Here is a 23,438-nt window from a genome sequence, read left to right on the forward strand (position 1 = left end):
AAACCTTAAAAACCACTTAAATACCTTAAACCTCGCTTAAACCTCCAAAAATCCCTCAAAAATCATCAAAAATACCTCTAAATCCCCCCAAAAATCCAACTACAAAAAAAAAAAAAAACGAATGTTACTTATCGTAGCTTGAGAAAACCACGCTATACACGACATTTGCACAAATTCTGCAAAAAATCCGCAAAAATTTTTACAAAAATTTTTGCAACTATGTTGCAGACGACAAATGCTGTCGCACCCCTTTTGTATAATTTATCAAAAACAAAAGGAGGCTTTATGGCTTACAGATATGATGAAGATTTGGAGTTTTTGCGCTCTATGCAAAGTGCGGATTTAGACACATTAGTAGAAATACTTACAGGCAAAGACAAGTCAAATGCGACTGAAAATTTAAGTCAGCAAAGTGGCTACAAAGCGCACTATCCAAACCACATAAAATATGTAGATGAGATTATGGAGGAATTGCAACGATTTGGTGGCAATACCTTTGTGAATTATCTTTTTAGGTTTGGCGAAGGTGTGCTTTATAAGGAAATCCTTTGTGATGTGTGTGATAACTTGAGGGTTAATTACAACAAAAATTCATCTGTGGAGCGCATTGAGGGCGAATTGTTTGCAAAGATTTTGGAAAAAGCAATAGAAAAAATGGACTCAAAAGAGCTAGAACAAATAGTCAAAGAAATAAACAAAAACACAAATATTAGCAGTGCGCTAGGATTTGGCAAGCAAGCAGCACTCGTTGCTATGCAAGGCGCAATAAAAGCTGGTGGCTTTGCTTCATATCAACTTGCCCTAATCGTAGCCAATGCTGTGGCAAAGCAAGTGCTTGGCAGAGGGCTTACTCTCGCAGCAAATGCAGGGCTTACAAGGGCTATGAGCGTATTTGCTGGACCGATAGGCTGGGTTATCACAGGGCTTTGGACGGGAGTAGATTTGGCAGGACCAGCATATAGGATAACTATACCCGCTGTGATAGAAGTGGCATATTTGCGACTAAGACAGAGCAACACTTACAATGTGTTTTTGACAGGCGAAACGGGCGTAGGCAAGGATACGATATTTCATATCCTAAAAGAGGGCAAATTTAGTAGTAGCTATAATGCCACAAGCAAGATTGGCAGAGAATCCTTTGATACTTGCCAAAAGACATTGCGCGTGATAAATACTGCTGGAGCTAGGGCTAATGATGACGAAAATATCGAGGCACGCAGGGGCTTAGAATCTAACACAAAATATGTCTATGTCTTTAGAGCTGATGATTATCTCACAAATGAAAAAGTCAAAGAGCAAGTGCAAATGGATTTGCAAAATCATAAAGAGCTGTGCGAGAGAAAAGGCTACACGCTAAAAATCATCGGCACACATAAAGACAAATGCCTTGAGAGCGGTATTATAAGCGAAGATGATATTCAAAAGCTAGAATCTTGGCTTGGCGAAAAGGGTAAATGTCAAATTTTAGATTTAACACAATTCAACGGCAAAGAAAAGCAACAAGAACTTTGCGATTTTATCACGGACTAGGGGGCAATGATGATAAGTGCAACCATACAGGGCATAGACAAGTCAAACAACCGCGCACATATCACCGCGCAAAATGGCAAACTAATTACAGGTGAGGCGCAAAGAGAATGTGTCAATGAGATTTTAAGGGATTGCAAGGAAGTAAGCGCAGATGATGAAGTGTATTGTAAGTTAGACAATGGCAAACTTTTTTGCGCACTTTATCACCCTATAAAAGACGACATAGGGCGAATGCGAATCGCCCTAATAGTTTGGGATAAAGATACTTCAAATGAACTCATACAAAAGACACTTGAGGTAATGGGACTTGAGCTTAAACGCTTTTTAGAGCTAAAAAGCGCATTTGAGGAGCGATTCGTAGCTAGGGATAAAAGTGGCGGTAGAAATATATGGATTGCAGTAGGTGGCGTAGCCTTAGTGGCTTTTGTGGCTTATTTGATATTGAAAAAATAAAAGGAGTAAAAAATGGCACAAGAACAAGAAAAAATTTTCATCGCAGATGAAAAAATGCAAAACGCAATGAGATTAGACCCCGAGTATGCGGACATTAAAAAAGAACTTGAAAGAGAGGACTTTAAGGTAGTTTGCTTTGATGATACGCGCAATAAAGAGCTATTTAGTGGCGATAAATCTACGCCTATTGATGACTATCAAGGAATGGTGATTAGAAGTGATTTATATGTAGATGATAAATCATTTTATCCATTGCGCTATTATTCGCAGAGCTATTTCGTTCAGCTAAATATGCTAATGAAGCGAATCGCTGGATATATGGGCGCGTGTAAATGGGAATTTAGCTATGTAGAGGAGATTTTTGAGTATCTATCGCAAAATGATAGCGCGGATACAAGCGGTAGTGTCGAATCTAGAAGCTGGAGCGAGGGTAGAGGAGCAAACAAAATAACGCACGGAGTGGATTTTGGCATAGGATTCGGCTATGCAAGTGCAAGTAATAGCCTACAAAGCAATGATGCTAAATTTAGCTATCAGCATAGCGAGGAGCTTATAGAGCGTAAAAAGAGTCCGCAAGAACTTGCAGATTTTATCAAAAAGCAAGGAATCAATCTAAACGCCTTTGACCCGTCATTTAAAGAGCAAATATGCGACTATATAAATGGCGAAAAAATCGGCACGACAAGCCAAATAGTCGATAAAAGTGAGCGAATCATAGAGTATAATAAAACTATACGCAAAATAACTGCAAAAACTAATATATGCGAATTTTTCAAGGCTAATTTTAAGCTAGATTTGCAAGATGAGCTAAAGACAGAGCATAGGCAAAGAGTGAAGTTGCTTTATAGAATGAGTTTTGATAAGGCAAAAAATTAGATTTTGCATTGGGCATAAATTAGCTAAGCATATTTGTTTTGCTAGGGGGGTTTTTGTTAAAAAACTTGCTTGTTTTGCTAAAGAAGCCGAAGTTTCTTTAGCAATGACGGAAATATTTGCATTTGCTTTGTTGATAATGTAAGCATTCGCATTGCCAGCAGTTGCGTTTTTGTCGTTTGTAGTTGCTGACTTTGCTTGAGAAGCGGAGGTAGGATTTACCCACCCCCTTACCCCCTCCGCAAGGGAGGGGGAAATTAAAGATTGCCCCTCGTAAGTGGAGGGGGAACTGATTGGTTTGCACTCGCTCGCAATAGAATCAACTTTGTCATATCAAGCTTTCGTAGAAAACCAAAATATCTCTAGATTCTATCAGCCCATTTTCCGTTGTCATATTGATAACAAGCGAAATATCTCTATTTTGCTTTTGAGACACTTTGGCTAAAGCCTTAAGTATGACAATATTTTTTTCTCATTGCGAGCAAATGAGCGTAGCGAATTTGCGTAGCAATCCAAAATAAAAAAATCAAAAAGAAAAAAATAGGCTATTTTAGGCTTAGTCGCAATAGCGTTGCTAATAATATCCTTGCTTGCGATATAAGCCCCACAATAACTTTACTTACAACAGTCTTTCAACAGCCTTGCTTGCGATAAAAAATCTAGCAATATTGATAGCCCCTCTTTCCGTGCTTATGTTTGCACTTGCCTTATGAGTTTTAACCATTTCTTAGCCATTTTTAGCTACAATTCCAAGATTTTCTTAGCTAGATTTTGCTTAAAATATTTATTTGCAAACTTTCTTAACCTCTAGCAAACACCAAAACGACTTAAACACCAAAAGGCTCGCTAAAAATGGCAACTGCAAGGCAAAACATTTATAAACGACTTTTTTCTTTTTTGGGCACACTTCAAAAATCCAAAGACTTGACCGTCGTAGCTTTTTTGCTCTGTATTTTAGTCATCATCATTGTCCCACTCCCCCCTGCGATTTTGGATTTTCTCATCACTATTTCTATTATGCTTTCAATCCTTATCATTTTTATAGCCCTCTATATCACTAAGCCTACGGATTTTTCAGCTTTCCCCACACTTTTGCTTATCGTTACACTCTATCGCCTTGCGCTAAATGTCGCCACCACTAGAATGATTCTAACCGAGGGGTATAAAGGACCAAACGCAGTTAGTGATATTATCGCTGCATTTGGGGAATTTACCATAGGTGGAAACTATGTCATCGGCACGATTATCTTTACAATATTGGTGCTTGTAAATCTACTTGTGGTTACAAACGGCTCTACACGCGTAACCGAAGTGCGAGCGAGGTTTGCGCTAGATGCGATGCCGGGTAAGCAAATGGCGATTGATGCGGATTTCAACAGCGGGCTTATAAGCGAAGATGAGGCAAAAGCTAGACGAGCAGCACTTGCCCAAGAAGCAGATTTTTATGGCTCTATGGATGGTGCTAGCAAATTTGTCAAAGGCGATGCCATAGCCTCTATCATCATAACCATTATAAACATTATCGGTGGATTCCTTATCGGTGTGTTTCAGCGCGATTTAAGTATAGCAGATTCTGCTAGCACTTTTAGTATTTTGACTATCGGCGATGGGCTAGTAGGACAAATCCCAGCCCTAGTCATCGCCACTGCCACAGGCATAGTCGCCACACGCACAGCTGCTAGCGAAAACTCAAAAGAAAGTTTCGCCCAAAATCTCATATCCCAGCTTACTTCGCAGTCAAAAACCCTTATCATCGTAGGTGCGATTTTGCTACTTTTTGCCTCCATACCCGGCTTGCCGACTTTGTCGCTTATGTTTGTAGGCTCACTTATGCTATTTATCGCGTGGGTTCTCTCTAGAGAGGATAAACGAAGTCTTTTATCTATACTCATAGATTGGATAAACAAACGATTCAATATGGATTTGTCATTGCCTAGCTTTGATGAAGAGGAGCAAGTAAAAGAAGCTAGCCACGCCCCCGCACCCAAAGAAGAAAAATCCCCAGAGGAAATCAAAAAAGAAGAAGAGCGAAATCTAAATGACGCACTAAAAATTGACTTCTTAGAGCTAGGGCTGGGATATGAGCTTATCGGGCTAGCCGACCAAAAACAAGGAGGAGTGCTTATCGAGCGTGTGCGCTCTGTGCGCAAAAACCTCGCTTCAAATTTTGGGTTTCTTATGCCACAAGTGAGAATCAGGGATAACCTCCACCTTCCACCACAAAACTACGAAATCAAGCTAAAAGGCGTAGTCATCGGCGAAGGCTCGGTAATGCCTCACAAATTTTTAGCAATGGATACAGGCATCGTTGGCAAAAAAATCGAGGGCATAGAAACCACAGAGCCAGCATTTGGTATGAACGCCCTATGGATAGAGCCAAAAGACAAAGAAGACGCGCTAATGAGTGGCTACACTATCATCGACCCAAGCACGGTGGTTTCTACACATATAAGCGAACTAGTCAAGCGACACGCAGAAGAGTTTATCACGCGTGATGCTATCAAAGAAATCCTAGACAGAATGGCAGAAGACTACCCAGCACTTATCGAGGAAGCACGCAAAATCCCAGCTATGATTCGCTCCGTGCTACAAAAGCTACTATCTGAGCAAGTGCCTATACGAGATATGCTAACTATCCTAGAAACTATCGTAGATAAGCAAAATATGGATATTGACTTAGTCGTAGAAAATGTCCGCTCCAAGCTTGCACGAGTGATAACACATACTTTTGCCGCTGATGATGGAAGCCTAAAAATTCTTACCTTTGCACCACTTGATGAAGAGTATCTAAACTCCAAAATCCGCATAGACCCAGATTTTGGGCTGATTTTGGAGCTAAGCACAGGAGAAACCCAAAAGCTACTAGAAGCGTGCGAATCCAAAGTAGGTGAGCTAAAAGCAAAAAATATCCTGCACTTTGTCATCGTAGCAGGACCAAAGCTACGGCGTCCGCTATACAACAAGCTAAAAGAGTTGCGAATTGATGTCGTGCTTCTTAGCTCCGCAGAAATCGATATAAACTCCAAATATGAGTTTGTAGGAATCATCGAGCCTAGCTTTAGAAGTGCCTAAGCACACAAAGCTAAAAAGAAATAAATCATAAGGAATAAAAATGAAAGTTTTTCATCTCTCTCATACAGATTTGGACGGCTATGGCTGTCAATATGTCGCAAACAAAGTATTTGATGATATTTGCTTTTTTAACGCAAACTACGGCAAAGAAGTGAGCGTGCGACTACAACATATCTGCACAAAAATAGACGCACAACTCACAAAAGGCAGTATGACTTCCACGCTTAGCTTACTAGAATCAAAGTTTCGCCCCAAGCTAAGTGATAAGTCAAATAACAAGGCTGATAAAAAGCTAGATTCTAGCGACAGTGGCGAGCAATTTTTGATTTTAATCACGGATTTAAACCTAACTCCTAGCGAGGCAAAATGGCTAAATGAAAAAATAGCAAGCTATGAAGCAAGCGGACACAATGTCAAAGCCCTACTGCTAGACCACCACATAAGTGGCGAGGAGTGCGCCAAAATCTATGAATGGTATCATCTAGATGATACACGCTGTGCTAGCAAAATCACTTATGAAACACTACCAAAAATGTTTTCGCTAGAAAATCAAAAACTAGAGAATCTATCTAAGCTAAAAGACTTCATAGAGATGATAAATGCCATAGATATTTGGCTAGAAGATGGAGAGAATTTTGAGTTTGGCAAAGTCGCGCTTGGAATGATAGCTATGAGCAATGAGCTAAATCGCTTTATGTTTGATGAACCTCATAGGGCGTATAAATTTGCCCTTTTGGATTTTGCTTTTGAGTATTTACAAAAAGGTGCGGTAGAATTTGACAACGCTGTGTTTATGCTAAAAAAGCTCGCCCTAAAAGGCACGCCAGATAAAGAAACAATGGATAGCGTCTGCTCTCGTATCCAGTGCGAACTTTTGGAGGGAATGAAAGAGAATTGCACGATTTTTTATGGCGACAAAAAGGGCTTTTTGAGCTATTGTATGGGTGGGATTAGCGTGCTTGCCAATCGCTTTTTGCGACAAAATGAGGAGTATGATTTTTATATGGATATAAATATGCGTGGCACGATTAGCCTGCGGGCAAATGGTGCGTGCGATGTAAGCGAGCTAAGCAAAGAAGTATTTAACGGCGGGGGACACAAAAACGCCGCAGGAGGCAAGCTAGATAATTTCAAAGAGGGCTTTTTATATGAGGATATAAAATCCCAAGTCCAAAGTGCCTTACAAGGCTAGATTTTTTAAACTTTCTAGCGTGCGGTTTTTTTGAAATCCAAAAATTACTTAGGAGTTTTTACACAAACAAAATCATTTGAACCTTATTTTTGTCATAACGCGTTTTGCAAATTTCCCTCATAGTAAAACCACTTAGAAAATCTATCTATTTTTAGCCAAATCGCTCCAATGCTCTTTGCAAATCCTCTTTTGTGTCTATGCCGATACTTTGGCTTTGCACGATTGTCATTTGTATGCGTTTGCCATAGTATATCGCACGAAGTTGCTCTAGCTTTTCGATATGCTCTAGCGGACTAGAATCTAGCTCATTTGGCAATGCACAAAACTCCGCCAAAGATTCTGCGCTATACCCATATACACCCAAATGCCCATAATAAATCGGTGGGCTTTTGGACTCTTTATCTCGCCAAAAAGGAATGCTTGCGCGAGAGAAATAAATCGCTTCATTTTGCTTATTTAGAACGACTTTTACAAGATTTGGATTTTCTATTTCGCTTTGGCTTATCACTTTTGCACAGCTCCCCATCCAAGCACCTTTTTGCATTATGTCTTTTAGCGATTCTATCACGGCTGATTCCAAAAACGGCTCATCTGCTTGAATATTTATGATGATTTCTTTGCTATTTAGCCCGAGCTTTTTTGCTGCTTCGTTGCATCTATCTGTGCCACTTTGGTGGTGCTTAGAAGTGATAAGGGCTTGGAGTCCCGCTCTTTTGCACAGCTCTAGCACACCCTCATCATCACAAGCTATACACACTTCATCGATTTTGCTAGCATTTTTAGCAGTTTTTATTAGCATCGGTTCGCCTTGTATATCTGCCAAAATCTTGTTTGGAAAGCGGGTGGAGGAAAGCCTAGCTGGGATAATTATCATTTTTTCTCCTTAAAGTGTTTTTGGGATTTTACTAGATTTGACCTGCTTTTATCTCTGTCAATTCTTAGTTTTTGCTAGTTTTTGCTTCATAGCCCGCCAAATCGCCTAACCCTCTTGCTAAAATCCACTATAATTCGCTCTAGCTCACGCGTGCCAAAATCTGGAAAAAGCGTCTTGCTAAAATACAGCTCCGCATAGCTTGCCTGCCATAGCAAAAAGTTTGATAATCTCTGCTCCCCACCTGTGCGGATAAGCAAATCCACATCTGGCAAATCATAAGTGTCTAAATTCTTGGCTATTAGGGCTTGTATGTCGCTAGATTTTTGTAGCGTTTGTGGCATTTGTTGTGCTTGAGTAGGTTTTGATAGTTGCTTAGATTTTAGGATTTTGCCAAATGCACGGGCTAGCTCATCTCTTGAGCCATAATTGAGTGCCAAAACTTGGGTTAGATTTGTGTAGCTATGTGTGCTAGATTCTAGTTGTGTTATGAGATTTTGCAGTGTCTTGCTAAACGCGCCAATATCGCCAATAGCGCGAAATCTTATTTGGTGTTTATGATAAGTTTTTGCTTCATTTTTTAGGTATTTTTCAAGTAGTTTTAGTAGGAAATCCACTTCTTGCTTTGGACGAGCCCAATTCTCTGTGGAAAAAGCATAAAGCGTGAGATAAGCAATATGATTTTTGGCGCACCAAGTAGTGATTTCGCGCACCTTTTTTGCCCCCTCTTTGTGTCCAGCCTTGCGTCCTTTGCCACGCATTTGTGCCCATCTACCATTACCATCCATTATGATAGCTATATGAGATAAAGAAGTGGCTAAGTCTTTTGCCATTTTTTGCCTTTATTACCAAACCCCCCTGCAATTATGTCCCTAAAACAAATCAACAGCCACACAAAACACAAAAGAAATCTAAAATACAGACTTCCTAAGCTAAAGTATTAGTTAGCTTTGGCACTTGGTGTTTTCTCTGCACTTAGGATATTCCACGCAGTGAGAGCATCTATGGCAGATTTTAGCTGTATATCATCGGCTATGTCTGATTGAGAGATTAGCTTTTGAGATTCTTTTTTGGACTCGGTTGGTTTTTCGCCTTTGTTATCGATTTTGCGAAGTTCATTTTCTAGATGATTTCGTAAATCTGCTTCTTTTATCTCAAGCCCGCCATCACTTTGTGGCACGCTCCCCGGATGGACTATTATATCTGGCTTGACGCCTACAGCTTGTATGGTTCTCCCACTTGGTAGGTAGTATTTGGCAGTAGTTAGCTTGATAGCTTCATTTGAGCTTATGGGGATTACCATTTGCACGCTTCCTTTGCCAAATGTCTCCTCGCCCACCACGATAGCGCGTCTGTGGTCTTGGAGTGCGCCTGACACGATTTCGCTAGCACTTGCTGTGCCTGCATTGACAAGGGCTACGATAGGTAGCTTTGAGTATGGTGCTTTACCTGTGGCTTTGTAGCTTATGTTTTCCTCATTGACTTTGCCTTTTTGGGATACGATGACGCCGTCTTTGATAAAGAGATTTGACAAATCCACCGCTTGGTCAAGTAGCCCACCCGGATTATTTCGCAAATCTAGCACAAGCCCTTTTATCTTTGTGTGCTCTTTTAGGGCTGCGCTTGCAGATTGTGTTACATTCTCATCAAATGAATTTACACGCAAATAGAGATAATCTGTGTCTTCAATCTTTTTGGCATACACGGATTTGACTTTGATGATGTCGCGCACGAGCTTGAACTCCATAGGCTTGCCCTCGCCCTTTCGCACTATGCTTATAGTGATAGGTGTTTTTGGCTTACCACGCATTAGATTTACAGCATCATCTATACTCATTCCTATCGTGCTTTGATTTTCGATTTTTAGGATAACATCGCCACTTTTTAGCCCTGCTCTTTGCGCGGGAGTGTCATCTAGCGGGGCGATTACCGTAAGTGCACCATCTTTTAGTCCCACTGTGATTCCTAGTCCGCCAAACTCGCCTTTGGTTTGGATTTTTAGCTCTTTGTATTTTTTCTCATCAAGGTAGGCAGAGTGTGCGTCTAGATTGCTTATAAGCCCATCAATAGCCTTATCCACAATCTCTTCTACCCCCACTTCATCGACATAGTAAGATTCTATGATTGAGAGGGTTTTAGAAAATTTTTCAATCGCTTGAGCGCGTTGCTTCCTGTCTGCTTGCGGATTTTGTGGCTTTTGAGTGCCTTGTGATATAGCAAACACATTGCTAAAAGCTAGCAAAGCCCAAACAAATGCGATTCCTACGCCCAAGAAAAAGTATTTCTTATTCATCGTGTCTTTTTTCTCCTAATCGTGCTTAAAAATTTGCAAAATCTCGCCTAAACCAAAGTCTTTATCCCAAATATTTTAGGCTTAAAAGCAAAGGCGTATTTTATCCAAAAACTAGCAAATATCAAGCCAAATCCCACAAAAACGCTTAAAAACAAGCAACAAAGCAAAATTATTGCTAGATTCTCACTAAATTTTCAAAACCTTAACAATAAATGAGTAAAAAAAGTTTATATGTTTAGACTAAAGTATTATAATGCCTTTTGTATAAAGTTTGATTTTGACAAAAGCAAACAATACACATAAATACAAAACACTAAAAACGCAAAGACAAAACTTAAAGGAGTGAAAATGCAAAATTCTCTTTTTGACAAACTTACAAATCATTTCAAAGAAACACTAGATTCTGCTGCTTCGCTTGCCCTGCACGCAGGCAATGCCGAGCTCACAAGCAAGCATATCATCTGGGCTATGCTAGCAAATCATCAAAGCCTGCTAAACCAAGCCCTAAACAAAATGGACGCACAAACACAAGCAATAGAGCTAGAAGCAAAAAGCGCGGTAGAGTCCCTACCAAAATCCTCTAGTGTATCAAGTGAAAATATCTCTCTATCAAGCGAGCTAAAAAACGCACTAGATTTAGCCCTAGCCCACGCCACGCAAAATGGCGATAACTTCGTAGCACTAGATAATTTCATCATTGCCAACCTAAAAAGCGATGATTTTAAGCAAATTTTGGGGAAATATATAGACACCCACGAGCTAGCAAAGACACTCGAATCAATCCGCGCAGGAAGCAAAATCCTAAACCAAAACGATGATTCAAACTTGCAAGCCCTAGCAAAATACGGCATAGACCTTACAGCAAAAGCACTAGAGGGCAAGCTAGACCCCGTCATCGGCAGAGATGAGGAGATACAGCGACTTATGCAAATCCTCATACGCAAGACAAAAAACAACCCAATCCTACTAGGCGAACCCGGTGTAGGCAAAACCGCAGCCGTAGAGGGACTAGCCCAAAAAATCATCAAAAAAGATGTGCCACTCTCTTTGCAAAACAAACGCGTAATCGCGCTTGATATGAGTGCGCTTATCAGCGGAGCGAAGTATCGAGGCGAGTTTGAGGAGCGACTAAAGGCGGTTGTCGATGAAGTCAAAAAAAGCGCGAATGTGATTTTGTTTATCGATGAGATTCACACTATCGTGGGAGCGGGGGCGAGCGAGGGCTCTATGGACGCGGCAAATATCCTAAAGCCCGCACTCTCTCGTGGTGAGCTACACACTATCGGCGCGACCACGCTAAAAGAATACCGCAAATACTTTGAAAAAGACGCCGCTCTCACACGGCGATTTCAGCCCGTGCCACTAAATGAGCCAACCGTGAGCGAGTCGCTACAAATCTTGCGCGGACTAAAGGAGCGATTAGAAGCCCACCACAAAGTAAATATCACAGATTCAGCACTTGTGGCTGCTGCTAAGCTCTCATCACGCTATATCACAGATAGATTTTTGCCTGATAAAGCCATTGACTTAATCGATGAAGCAGCTGCCGAGCTCAAAATGCAAATCGAATCCGAGCCTTTTGAGCTTGCAAACATAAAGCGCGTGGTGCAAAATCTAAAAGTCGAAAAAGAAGCCCTAAAAATGGAAAAAGACTCCACAAGTGCGAGCAATCGGCTAAAAGAGATAGAAAAGCAAATCAGCAATGCCGATGAGGAGAGGGCAAAGCTAGAAGCGAGGTTTGAGAATGAAAAATCTGTCTTTGAGCAAATCGCCAAAGCAAAAGATGAAATCGAGAATTTAAAGCGCAATAGCGATATTTTTAAGCGCGAGGGCAAGCTCGAAGAAGCCGCCAAAATCGACTATGACACGCTACCAAAGGCGATAGAAAACGAAAAGGCACTTAATGAGAAATGGGAGCAAATGCAAGATGGAGGCACGCTACTAAAAAACGCCGTTACCCAAGAGAGTATCGCTAAAATCATTAGTCGCTGGACGCAAATCCCTATCCAAAAAATGCTCCAAAGTGAAAAAGAGAAAATTCTAGGCATAGAGGAAAAACTCGCGCAATCTGTCATCGGGCAACAAGCCGCGCTAAAGGCAATCGCTCGGGCAATCAAGCGCAACAAAGCAGGGCTTAGCGATAGCAATCGCCCTATTGGGAGTTTTCTTTTTTTGGGACCCACAGGCGTTGGTAAGACAGAATCGGCTAAGGCATTGGCGCGATTTCTCTTTGATAGTGAGAAAAACCTCGTGCGCTTTGATATGAGCGAATATATGCAAAAGCACGAGGTTTCGCGCCTTGTGGGAGCAGCCCCGGGCTATGTAGGCTATGAAGAGGGCGGGCAGCTTACCGAAGCGGTGCGCAGGAAGCCCTATTGTGTGCTACTTTTTGATGAAATCGAAAAAGCACACCCCGATGTGTTTAACCTGCTTTTGCAAGTGCTTGATGATGGGCGTCTAACGGACAACAAGGGCGTAACGGTGGATTTCAAAAACACCATTATCATTTTGACAAGCAATATAGGTAGCGACAAAATAATGCAAATAGAGGACAAAAACGAGCGCGAAAACGCCGTGAAAGACGAGCTAAAAGGCTACTTTAAGCCAGAATTTCTAAACCGCCTTGATGATATGGTGATTTTTAATCCTTTGGGACAAAGCCAGATAACACAAATCGTGGATATAATGTTTGCCCACATCGCTAGCAAACTCAAAGAGCGCGACATAACTATCACTCTAGATTCTAGAGCAAAGGAGTTTATCGCAAGTGTGGGCTTTGACCCTGTGTTTGGGGCGCGCCCGCTAAAACGCGCACTCTATGAAGAGATAGAAGATAGACTTGCCGAACTTATACTAGAAGACAAGCTAAAAGACGGAGACAAAGTAGAATTTAGCGCGGACAAAGAGGGGATAAAAGCGAAAATTTCACACTAAGGAGTGTGCTTGTAGTCAAAGGGTTGCAAGAAGCATTGCGAAGTGTTTTTGCTAGGTTTGTCAAATAGTCATAAGCAAAAAATTGCGCCACCCACTTTGTAAAAATACTTTTTATAGATTTTTGTCGTGGCGTGTATTTTACACCACCAAACAAAGACTTTTGCAAGCTTCCTTTTGCGCTCCTTTTGCTAATGTGCCTAAAATCTCAAATTGCGCTTTTTTAAGATTTTTACAAAAGCATATTTTATAATCGCACGATTTGCGTGCCCATACCACCTAGCTTTGGTGGCGCATCACAAAAGCTAACCACCTTTGGGTGTGTGCTTAAAAACTCGCGTGTAACCCTTGCTAGCACGCCCCCACCTAGTCCGTGGCATATCGCCACCTCATCAAACCCAGCCACCAAACTTTTAGAAATAAAATCTTCCATAGCCTCTATCGCTTCCTCTACGCGAAATCCGTGCAAATCAAGGCTAGGGCTTGCGCCACTATGCGCTAGCTCTAGAGTGTATCCTTTTGTTGCGACACTTTTTGAGCTATCTTTTTGGAGTTTGTGAGTAGGCAAAAGATTTGAGTGGCTTTTTTCATTTGCCTTTGCAAAATCCACCTTTAACCTCATACCAGAATCTAGCTCTACCAAAAAATGCTTGCTATGGACTTCTAGGATTTTGCCTCTTTTGCCATTATACTTGATAGTATCACCCTTTTTGTAGTTAGATTTTGGATTTGTCTCGTTTGTAGTGTGTGCTTTTGTGTGCCCAGCATTTTTGCCACTCTCATCTCTACTCTCATCATCTTGCGCATAAAAAGACTCCAAAATCTTATGGGCAGTATTGATATTTCTATGCGCTTCACTCATCGTATTTGCTTTTTGCTTCAATACATCTAGTGCTTCTTTGTATGCCCTCTCCATTACCATTTCTTTCTTTGCAAATTTTTCTTTGAGTGCGATGATGAGCTCGTCATATTGTGCTGATTTTTTTTGTAGATTTTCTAGCTCTTTTTGCGCTTGTTCTTGCTTGGATTTTAGCTCTATTTCTAGCTTGCTAGATTGCTCTATAAGCTCATTTAGTCGCTCTTTGTCCTCGCCATAGTGCTTCCTTGCCCTCTCAACCAAAAGAGTAGGAATCCCATATCTCTCCGCACTCTCAAAGGCATAGCTTTTACCAATGCTTCCGTGCAAAAATTCAAACAAAGGTTTGCCTAGATTGACATCAAAAAGTGCCGCACTCATCTGCACACGAAAATCCCCAGCCATAAGCGAAGCAAGTCGTTTGTGATGAGTAGTAAGCACGATTTTATTACCCTTTTTTAGAATCTCATCTAGCAGGATTTGATAAAGCGAGCTTGCCTCATCAGCATCTGTCCCTAGCTCGATTTCATCAATTCCCAAAAGCATATTCTCTCGCCCCAAATTTTGGCTAAACTCAAGCATTCGTCCTGCAAAAGTAGAAATATCATTTTTGGTGTTTTGTGGGTCAGAGATGATAGCAGTGATTTGCCTAAAGTGGGGAATCCTACTTTTGTGAGGATTTATTTTCATAGGCATTAGAAGTTTGGCTAAAAACACCGCACTTAAAATAGATTTTAGCAGCATTGTTTTGCCACCAGCATTTACGCCCGTTAGGATAAGTGCGTCTTTGTCAAAAATGATATTTGTAGGCTTTGGGTTTGCTAAAATCGGGTGGCAAAAATCGTGCAAAATGATTTTTAAAGAGTCGCTATAAAAACTTGAAATATCTTTTGCTTGCTTTGCTTTTTTTGGATTTTGACTAGCGACATAAGGCAAGATAAATTCCAAATTTTTAGATTTTGCAAAATTTAGCCGCGCTTGGAGCAAGTCAAATTTATCAAACTCCTTATCAATAAAGCGCAAAAACAAAATATGCTTTTTAAGCAAAACTGATAGATTTTTAGCGATATTTGCTATCTCTACTTCAAGGCTATCTCTTAGGCTATTTTGTCGCTCATAAAGCCTAGCAATATCACTAGGCAGGACATAAAAATACCCACTTTGCGTGCGCTCTAATATATTGCCATTTAATGCCTTACTAAAACCAGCTTTTAGCAAAAGCGTTTGACACTCATAGATAAAATGCACTTGCTTATCAACCAAATAAGATTCTAAATGTTTGGAATTTAATAGTGCAGAGAGTTCGGATTTTATATTTAAAGCGACATTTGAGATAGAGGATTTTATAGAATCTATTTGCGGGAAAATACCGTCTTTTATCTCGCCATTTTGTGTAAAAATAAGCAGAGATTCTAGCAAGTTTGGAGGAAAAATGATTTTTTCTATCCATTCTTTTAGAGTGCTTTTATCAGGGATTTGAGAGTTTTTTTGGATATGTTTTTGCAATGTGCAAAAATACCCCAAAATCTTGCTAATGTTATAAATTTGACTTAAGTGCAGATTTCCATTTTTGTTTAAGTGCATTAGCGCAGGCTCTAGCAAATCTACGCGTGGGATTTGTGGCAGGTGGATACTATCACAAAATGCCAAATCTAGCTCATCTATCATTTTCTTATACACAGCTAAATCGCCGTTTAAATACATTGGCTTTTTACGCGCAAGAAATGTGGCAAAATCTGCAAAAAAGGACTCTAAATCAAGTTGCTTGATTAGTTTGCAATCCGCACTGCTAGCCAAAAATTCATAGCAATCATTGCCTAGATTTTGCTCTTGCTCTTTTTGTTCTTTTTGTGTATCGCTAAGTGCTTCACAAACTTGTGATTTTATATTTTTGGCGTTTTGTGGATTTTTTTGCGCTATTTGCATTTGGGATTCTTTAACTTATATTTATGAAGTTTAATACCCTATTTCATAGAGTTTTTTGCGTTCACTTGAGCTTGCGATATTGAGCTGTTTTCGATACTTGGTTATCGTCCTGCGCACTATTTTTAGCTCAAATTTTTCCTCTATCATTTTTAAGATTTTTAAATCACTTAGCGGTTTTTTCTTGTTTTCACTTTTTATGATTTCGCTTAGAAAATCTTTTATCGAAGCATTGCTTACATCGCCCTCAATCGCAGTGGTAAAAAAGCTCTTTATAGCAAAAATCCCCCTTGAGCACTCCAAATATTTATTAGAAATCGCTCGTGAAATCGTGCTTGGTGCATATCCTAGCTCTTCAGCAATATCTTTTAGCTTCATAGGCTTCATCTCCCCTCCCATAAAAAAATCATACTGATAATCCACTATCATAAGCCCGACTTTTTTTATCGTGGCTTTGCGCATCTCAAGCGCGTCTATCAAGTCGCGTGCTTCTTTGATTTTTGTTTTTATGTAGATTTGTGTGTCTTTGTCTGTATCTTGGAGTGTATCTGCCATATTTGCATTTCTATTATTTCTTAGTGTATCAATCCTAGATTCTCTATTTTCTAGCTCAATTATCGGGTAGTATTCATCATTGCTTCGCACGATTACACTTCCCTCCTCCTCAAGCACATAAATATCAGGAATTTTATAGCTTTCCTCATAGTCAAAATCTAGCCCGGGTGGATTTTTAAAACTTCGTATGATTTTCATCGCTTCTTCATAAAAGGGCGATTTTTTGTATTGGGTATGCGAGCTTAGGTTGTGGATTATCTGTGTGCAAAGCTCATAAGTATCATTATCCGTGCCACTTGATTCTAGCTGAAAGCAAAACGACTCAAGCACATCTTTTGCCCCCACCCCGCGAGGCTCTAAGTAGCAAAATCGTAGCCTGATTTTCTCATACTCCGCTTCCTCTACGCCAAGCCTCTTAGCACACGCCTCGCTATCCTCTCTAAAATACCCCTCACTATCAATCCCCTCAATAATATCAAAGGCAATTTGCTGACTAATATCTGTGGGAAAAAGCGGGGGAGAAATCTGCGCTCTTAGGTTCTCATAGAAGCTATCTTTTGCGATTGTTAGCTGCTCGATTTTCTCGCTTATGCTAGATTTTGCACTTATGCTATTGCTTTTTTTGCTTGCCTTACTTGCTTTATGAACCCTCCCAAAATCCTCCTCCCTAGCATTTTTTATATTGATAAATGGATTTTGCATAGCGCAATCTTTTAGGATTTCTTCTACTTCGGATAAATCCCCTTGCAAAATCGGTAGCCAGCTTTTTAAGGTATTAGATAGCTTGCCTTTGATATTTTGCCGTAGCCGCATAGAAGCCTGTGCCATTTATCCACCCCTTGCCAAATCTATGCTCTAAAATGCTCGCCCAAGTAGTAGCGGCGCACAAGGGAGTTTTGATAGATTTCATCTGCGCTTCCGCTTGCAAGCAGTGAGCCAGATTTTATCACATAAGCCCTTTGGCATACTGATAGCGTTTCTCGGACATTGTGGTCAGTGATAAGCACGCCTATATCCATTTCTACAAGTTTTTGGATAATCTTTTGAATATCAATCACAGCAATAGGGTCAACCCCAGCAAAAGGCTCATCAAGCAAAATAAACTTCGGCTCTTTGATGAGTGCGCGGGCGATTTCTACGCGCCGTCTTTCCCCGCCACTTAGGCTTAGCCCTTTGCGCTTGCGTATAGGCTCGATATTAAACGCCTCTAGCATTTGCTCGATTTTGTGCGAGGCTGCTTTTTGGTTTTTAAATGTAGCTTCTGCAGCTAGTGCTAGATTTTCCTCTACGGTTAAGTCTTTGAAAATACTTGATTCTTGTGGAAGATAGCCTATGCCTAGATTTGCCCTCTTGTGCAAAGGGTAGTTTGATAAATCCTCCCCATCCAAAAACACCCCCCCAGAGCTAGGCTTTAGCAGTCCGCAAATCATATAAAAAGTCGTGGTTTTCCCCGCTCCATTTGGTCCTAGAAGTCCTACCACTTCGCCACTCTCAAGCGATAAAGAAATGCCATTTACGATTTTGGTTTTTTTGATATGTTTAGCTAAATCTTTCGCTTCTAGCTTATGCTCTCCCAATTTCACTCCTTGTGTTTTGGCATTTCCTATTTAAATGTCCTAATATTTTAGGCTTTTAGATTTTGCGGTTTTTATTAAAATTAGTTAGAACAAAAATTGCTTGGTATTATAGTCGGCATTGTCTTAATTTTCAATGTTTTTAGTGCTTTTATGGAGAAATTTTATAAAATCTGCAACAATGAGCACGAAAATCAATTTTTGCACTGCGCTGTATCACTTCTTTTTTGCACTCTGCATTGTCTTTGTCGCCTATCATCTCATCTAGCAAATCCAAACTCTCCGTGATACTCACTTCCACACACTCAAAGCCACTTGACTTTAGCAATGGCAACACTTGCTCCCCCCACTCGATGAAATGCCAACCATCTTGGCTTAGCCACTCCAAAAGTCCAAGCTCTAAAACTTCATATAAATCTACATTATACAAATCATAGTGATATACTTCTTCATATTTATTTTCGTATTTTTCTTTATCCGCATTTTTGCTTTCATCTTTGCTTGCTTCATTATTTGTGCTTTGGGGCTTTTTGCCTACTCTACCATACTCGTGTCGTATCCCAAATGTAGGTGAGCTAACCGCCATAAACTCCCCACCCATACTTGATAAAATCGCTTGTATAAGCGCGGTTTTCCCACTGCCTACCGCCCCACTTAGCACAAAGATTCTCTCTTTTTTCTCCAAAATATTCAACGCGATTTTGCTTATATTTTTTACATTTGCGCAAAAAATCCTATTTGGCACAATCACTTCAAAGCCACTAAAATCTTGCTTTGGTGTATGTTGATTGTTTTGCATTGCTTAGTTTTATTTGCTTATAAAGTATTTGCTAGTCGTTTTGCACGCGCATTTCTTTCGCGCCAAAGTTTTCCTTGATACTTGCTATGAGTTCTTTATTTTCAGATAGAAATTTTTGTGTAAGATTTTGGGTAGAATCTTGTGTTATATCTGCATTTGTAGAGTCTGCACTCTCTGTATTTTCTGCGCTTTGTGGGGACATTTCTGCGGAGGGATTTGGCTGCGTATTTTGTGTATTTGCTTGTGTTTCTTGTTCATTTGATTTTGCAAAATCTTTATAGGTATTTTTGATTTCCACCTCGCCAAATATTTCTTTTGCAAGCAGAACTATCACGCTATATCCGCGCTTTAGTTGCTCTTTTTGTTGCCCATTTGGATTAGATTTCCAATACAGCACACCACTATCCACAGAGTCAAACTCCACACACGCGCTAAATACCTCTCCCAGCTCATAAGAGCGGTCATAAATCCTTTTTACTAGCTCATCAAATTTTGCTTTATCATTTGCGCTATCTGCGCTAGCATTTATGTGGTTTTGGACTTGATTTTGCAAATTTTGTGAATTTTGTGTTGATTGCGAGTTTTGCGAGAGAAAATCAGCACCTAAGATAGAATCCCCACTTTGTGCTAAATCTCCTTGTGATGATTCTTGCAAGTTTAGTGATTCTTGTGAATTTGATGATTTTTGTGAGGCAGAATCATTCATCGCCACAGCAGAGGTTTGTGCAGGATTTTGAGATAGATTTGAGGTGGTGGAAGCAGTGTTTGAAGTTATTTGCAGATTGCCATTTTTTGCAAGGGCTGATTCTAGGGATTGTATAGCTTCATTTATATCCTTTAGCTTCATAGCTTCGCGCATTTTTAGGCTTATAAGTGTTAGGACAAATGCCCCATCTGGATTTAGATTTAGCAGTGATTTTGCACGCGATAAAATACCTAAAAATCTATCCAAAAGTAGCAAAGGAAAATCCTTACTCCCACCAAAAAGTGCGTCTTTTAGAAATAATAGCATTTCATCAATTATCATTTCGCATTCATACTCACTTAGTGCTTCCAAATCACGCTTTAGCCCCTCCTCATCATTATGCAAAATACTACCAAAAAAGTTTTTTAGCACTTGGGGGTCTACCACTCCTAGCATTTGGGTTACTTGCTGTGTGGTTAGGAATTTATCACAATAATTTATCGCTTGGTCAGTAAGTGTGAGTGTATCTCGCAAGCTACCTCCACCAGCCCTAGCGATAATCTCTAACGCACCATCATCATAGCCCACTTCCTCTTTTTGCAAAATCATCTTTAGATGTGCCACAACAAGCCTATGTGGAATCTTTTTGAAGCGAAAATGCTGCGTGCGAGACAAAATCGTAGCAGGAAGTTTTAATGGGTCAGTGGTAGCTAGGATAAATTTCACATATTGTGGCGGTTCTTCTAGCGTCTTTAGCAATGCGTTAAACGCCTCTTTTGTCAGCATATGCACTTCATCAATGATAAAGATTTTAAATCGTGCCATTGCAGGGGCGTATTTGGTTTGCTCAATCAAATCACGGATATTATCAATGCTACGATTTGACGCAGCGTCCATTTCGATAATGTCGATATTTCGCCCCTCTAGCGTGGCTTTGCAAATATCACATTCCCCACAAGGAGTAGAAATAGGTCCCCTCTCACACTCCAAAGCACGCGCAAAAATCCTAGCCGAGCTTGTCTTCCCACTCCCCCTAAGCCCGCTGAAAAGATAGGCATGCACAATGCGATTTTTATCTAGTGCCATTCCTAGCGTTTGAGAAATCGCCTCTTGTCCTACGAGGTCAGAAAACAGCTGTGGGCGGTATTTGAGTGCTAGGGCTAGCGACATAGATTCTCCTTATAAAGTCCCAAATCGTGCAACCAAACAATACTAAAGTAGCACAAAAATGAAGTTGAAATTATAATGACATTTTTGCAACATTTGCCACAAAACTCTAAAATGTTACTCCCTAGAGGCGATATTATTTTCTCACTATTTTTAAGAATGCTTAAAAAGACAAGCAAGACATATACACTACTAAAATAGTGCAAGTAGTGTAGTTTGAAGTAGTAAGTTTGAAGTGAAGTTTGAAAAGGAAGCGCAAATGACAAAAAATCTCAATAAAATCAGTAGAAACCAAAAAAGCAAAAGAAACCAAAAAATCCCTAGCAAAGATTTAAAATCCATTTTCAAATCCCTCCCAAATATCACACATTCCCAGCTACTTCGCATAAGATTTAGCGCACCAAAAAAGACTTACAAAAAGCTAAAAAATCTCTGCTCTTTCATAGACAAATCCACAATCAATGATTTGCAAAAAGCGACAAACTCACTTATGCAAATCGCCACGACACTCTCTAGCGATGCCGCATTTAGCAACCTAGTCGAAGAAAGCAAGTAAATAAATCATAATAACCTTAGGCAATGCCTAAAACGCCTAATTTGCGTTTTTGGATTCTTAGATTTTGCCTATCTTGCAAGGCATTTTACAAGATAGCGATTTTGTGAAATTTAAGCAAGATAGATTGCAACTTATTAAAACTTCTTGTGATAATATTGCACCTAGATTTTTACAAAACAAATAGTCTTTTTAAATAGTCCTTGATTTGGATAAATCAAATTCTTTTACAGCTAATCATTTTTGCTATCTTTTGCTTCACTTAGCACACTTAAGGCGCACTCACAACAAAAGGCACACAATGAATCTAATGAAATCCCTGCCAAATTTCCTAACCATTAGTCGAATTTTTTTAAGCGTTTTTTTGCTATTTTTTTTGCTACATAGTGATTTGCTACTACCTGATTGGGTGGATAAAAGCTGGGTAAATTACTTTGCTTGCTTGATTTTTTGTATAGCAAGTATCACTGACTTTTTTGATGGCTATATAGCGCGAAATTTCAAGCTAGAATCCACCTTTGGCGCAGTATTTGACCCACTAGCGGATAAAATGCTGATTTTGAGTGCATTTATCGGGCTACTACTTGTAGGCAAGGCAAATGCTTGGGCAGTGTTTATTATTTTAAGCAGGGAGTTTTTTATCACAGGTTTGCGTGTGGTGGTAGCTTCTGCAAAATCAAGCCACAATAGCGATTTTGCAAAAAATTCTAGCCCAAATTCTGCAAAAGATTCTAAAGACACCAACAAAGCAGGCGAGCATATCAAAGCAAGCAATCTAGGCAAATACAAAACAGGCGTGCAAATCACTGCGATTGCGTTTTTGCTAGCAGGTATTTTTCCCGGTGGTGAAGTGCTTTTATGGCTAGCGACTTTTATCACGGTGTATTCGGGGGCTGACTACACGATAAAATACTACAAAGCCATTTCCTAGCATATCCCCAAGCAAACGCAAAAATATAGATTTAAGGACACAAAATGATAGAAGCACTATTGGCACTTTGTTTTTTGATATTTTTTCACGAGCTAGGACACTTCCTTGTAGCAAAATATTTTGGCGTATTTGTAGAAGTGTTTAGCATAGGATTTGGACCAAAGATATGTAGCGTGCAGCTAGGCGAGACAAAATACGCCATTTCTGCTATCCCGCTAGGTGGCTATGTCAAGCTAAAAGGACAAGATGACCTACACCCACTTCACAAAGACTTTGCAGATGATAGCTTTAGCACAAAGCCAGCATACCAAAAAATGCTGATTTTGTTTGCAGGACCATTTTTTAATCTCCTCTTAGCGTTTTTTATCTACATTGCAGTAGGCTCTATGGGTATAAACACACTCTCTCCGCAGATAAACACACCCAAAGAAAACTCCCCCGCAAGTCTAGCCAAACTCCAAAAAGGCGACACAATCCTATCCATAGATAAAGTCCAAGTGCGCTCGTGGGAGGACATAGCCCAAGCTATTTCAAACTCACAAAAACCACAGCCAAAATCTAATGCAGATTCTCCCACCCTAACACCCTTGCGCTTTTTGATAAAAAGAGAATCCCAAACTTTTGAGGTTATCATCACTCCCCAAATGAGCCTTACAAAAAATATCTTTAATGAAGAAGTCGCTCGCCCCATAATCGGCATAATGCCAAGTGGCGAAGTTTTTGAGCGAAAGTTTAGCCCAAGCGAGCTAGTAATATTTGCATTTGAGGAGTGCAAAAAATCCTCAACTTTGATTTTTGAGGGGGTAAAAAAACTCATCATCGGCACGATTCCGCTTGGCGAAGTGGGCGGAGTGGTAGGCATCGTAAATATTATGGCAGATATTGCACCAAGTGGGTTTGTCGCCTTTGGCTTACTTGTCGCACTTATATCTATAAACTTAGGCATTCTAAATCTATTGCCAATCCCCGCACTTGATGGCGGACAAATGCTCATCACTATCTATGAAGCAATAGCCAAAAAGCCTATAAATGAGCGTGTGCTATACCTCATCACTACCGCAGGCTGGGCATTATTGCTAGGGCTTATGCTACTAGGACTTTACAATGATTTCTCACGCATATTCCCCGAGTCGCTAAAATCCTTGCCACGCATAGGGCCATAAACTTTATCTAGCATAGT

At 40.2% G+C, this 23,438-nt stretch carries 17 protein-coding genes and 1 pseudogene; 9 read left to right on the forward strand and 9 right to left on the reverse strand.

Annotated elements, in window-relative coordinates; translation table 11 throughout:
- Positions 1-285 precede the first annotated feature (285 nt).
- The 3 genes and pseudogenes from CQA40_RS11655 to CQA40_RS07385 form a co-directional block, all read left to right on the forward strand.
- Positions 286-1,008, forward strand: a pseudogene (locus tag CQA40_RS11655) (DUF3944 domain-containing protein); the annotation flags it as partial.
- A 531-nt stretch (positions 1,009-1,539) separates the two neighbouring features.
- Entirely contained in the window at positions 1,540-1,983 is a 444-nt protein-coding gene (locus tag CQA40_RS07380) for a hypothetical protein (protein ID WP_115520246.1), read from the forward strand.
- A gap of 12 nt (positions 1,984-1,995) precedes the next feature.
- The gene (locus CQA40_RS07385) at positions 1,996-2,859 is read left to right on the forward strand and encodes a hypothetical protein (RefSeq protein WP_115520247.1); all 864 of its coding nucleotides are present in this window, start codon (positions 1,996-1,998) and stop codon (positions 2,857-2,859) included.
- 97 nt (positions 2,860-2,956) lie between these two features.
- On the opposite strand, the gene CQA40_RS10895 is transcribed toward CQA40_RS07385, so the two are convergent.
- Positions 2,957-3,160, reverse strand: coding sequence for a hypothetical protein (locus tag CQA40_RS10895; RefSeq protein WP_147290181.1), 204 nt, complete (start codon positions 3,158-3,160; stop codon positions 2,957-2,959).
- A 548-nt stretch (positions 3,161-3,708) separates the two neighbouring features.
- Between CQA40_RS10895 and flhA the strand changes: the two genes are divergently transcribed.
- Positions 3,709-5,928: a flagellar biosynthesis protein FlhA gene (gene flhA / locus CQA40_RS07390; RefSeq protein ID WP_115520248.1), complete on the forward strand. Its 2,220-nt coding sequence runs from the start codon at positions 3,709-3,711 to the stop codon at positions 5,926-5,928.
- A gap of 40 nt (positions 5,929-5,968) precedes the next feature.
- Positions 5,969-7,120, forward strand: a complete 1,152-nt coding sequence (locus tag CQA40_RS07395; RefSeq protein ID WP_115520249.1) for a DHH family phosphoesterase — start codon at positions 5,969-5,971, stop codon at positions 7,118-7,120.
- A gap of 151 nt (positions 7,121-7,271) precedes the next feature.
- Here CQA40_RS07395 and kdsB read toward each other — a convergent pair whose 3' ends face one another.
- The 3 genes from kdsB to CQA40_RS07410 all read right to left on the reverse strand — a co-directional run bounded on the left by kdsB (position 7,272) and on the right by CQA40_RS07410 (position 10,284).
- Complete coding sequence (gene kdsB, locus CQA40_RS07400) at positions 7,272-7,994, reverse strand: 3-deoxy-manno-octulosonate cytidylyltransferase (RefSeq protein WP_115520250.1); 723 nt, start codon at positions 7,992-7,994, stop codon at positions 7,272-7,274.
- A gap of 86 nt (positions 7,995-8,080) precedes the next feature.
- Positions 8,081-8,824, reverse strand: a complete 744-nt coding sequence (locus tag CQA40_RS07405) for a di-trans,poly-cis-decaprenylcistransferase (RefSeq protein WP_115520251.1) — start codon at positions 8,822-8,824, stop codon at positions 8,081-8,083.
- Between the two features lie 107 nt (positions 8,825-8,931).
- Positions 8,932-10,284 (reverse strand): S41 family peptidase, encoded by a 1,353-nt coding sequence (locus tag CQA40_RS07410; RefSeq protein ID WP_115520252.1) that lies wholly within the window; start codon positions 10,282-10,284, stop codon positions 8,932-8,934.
- A 348-nt stretch (positions 10,285-10,632) separates the two neighbouring features.
- On the opposite strand from CQA40_RS07410, the gene CQA40_RS07415 reads away from it, so the two are divergent.
- Positions 10,633-13,218 (forward strand): ATP-dependent Clp protease ATP-binding subunit, encoded by a 2,586-nt coding sequence (locus CQA40_RS07415; RefSeq protein WP_115520253.1) that lies wholly within the window; start codon positions 10,633-10,635, stop codon positions 13,216-13,218.
- A gap of 244 nt (positions 13,219-13,462) precedes the next feature.
- On the opposite strand, the gene CQA40_RS07425 is transcribed toward CQA40_RS07415, so the two are convergent.
- The 5 genes from CQA40_RS07425 to CQA40_RS07445 all read right to left on the reverse strand — a co-directional run bounded on the left by CQA40_RS07425 (position 13,463) and on the right by CQA40_RS07445 (position 20,777).
- Entirely contained in the window at positions 13,463-15,997 is a 2,535-nt protein-coding gene (locus tag CQA40_RS07425; RefSeq protein ID WP_115520255.1) for an endonuclease MutS2, read from the reverse strand.
- Between the two features lie 30 nt (positions 15,998-16,027).
- Positions 16,028-17,377: an RNA polymerase factor sigma-54 gene (locus CQA40_RS07430; protein WP_258864499.1), complete on the reverse strand. Its 1,350-nt coding sequence runs from the start codon at positions 17,375-17,377 to the stop codon at positions 16,028-16,030.
- Between the two features lie 20 nt (positions 17,378-17,397).
- The gene (gene lptB, locus CQA40_RS07435) at positions 17,398-18,126 is read right to left on the reverse strand and encodes an LPS export ABC transporter ATP-binding protein (protein WP_023927165.1); all 729 of its coding nucleotides are present in this window, start codon (positions 18,124-18,126) and stop codon (positions 17,398-17,400) included.
- 148 nt (positions 18,127-18,274) lie between these two features.
- Positions 18,275-18,922 (reverse strand): tRNA (adenosine(37)-N6)-threonylcarbamoyltransferase complex ATPase subunit type 1 TsaE, encoded by a 648-nt coding sequence (locus tag CQA40_RS07440; protein ID WP_115520256.1) that lies wholly within the window; start codon positions 18,920-18,922, stop codon positions 18,275-18,277.
- Between the two features lie 31 nt (positions 18,923-18,953).
- Complete coding sequence (locus tag CQA40_RS07445) at positions 18,954-20,777, reverse strand: DNA polymerase III subunit gamma/tau (RefSeq protein ID WP_115520257.1); 1,824 nt, start codon at positions 20,775-20,777, stop codon at positions 18,954-18,956.
- A 256-nt stretch (positions 20,778-21,033) separates the two neighbouring features.
- Here CQA40_RS07445 and CQA40_RS07450 point away from each other — a divergent pair, with 256 nt between their 5' ends.
- The 3 genes from CQA40_RS07450 (at position 21,034) to rseP (ending at position 23,421) form a co-directional block, all read left to right on the forward strand.
- On the forward strand, positions 21,034-21,330 hold the full coding sequence (locus CQA40_RS07450; RefSeq protein WP_115520258.1) for a hypothetical protein: 297 nt from the start codon (positions 21,034-21,036) through the stop codon (positions 21,328-21,330).
- Positions 21,331-21,637: 307 nt separating this feature from the next.
- The gene (gene pgsA / locus CQA40_RS07455) at positions 21,638-22,258 is read left to right on the forward strand and encodes a CDP-diacylglycerol--glycerol-3-phosphate 3-phosphatidyltransferase (protein ID WP_115520270.1); all 621 of its coding nucleotides are present in this window, start codon (positions 21,638-21,640) and stop codon (positions 22,256-22,258) included.
- A gap of 44 nt (positions 22,259-22,302) precedes the next feature.
- The gene (gene rseP / locus CQA40_RS07460; protein WP_115520259.1) at positions 22,303-23,421 is read left to right on the forward strand and encodes an RIP metalloprotease RseP; all 1,119 of its coding nucleotides are present in this window, start codon (positions 22,303-22,305) and stop codon (positions 23,419-23,421) included.
- Positions 23,422-23,438 lie beyond the last annotated feature (17 nt).

The sequence above is a fragment of the Helicobacter sp. MIT 01-3238 genome (assembly GCF_003364135.1).
In the GTDB taxonomy this organism is placed as follows: Bacteria; Campylobacterota; Campylobacteria; order Campylobacterales; family Helicobacteraceae; genus Helicobacter_B.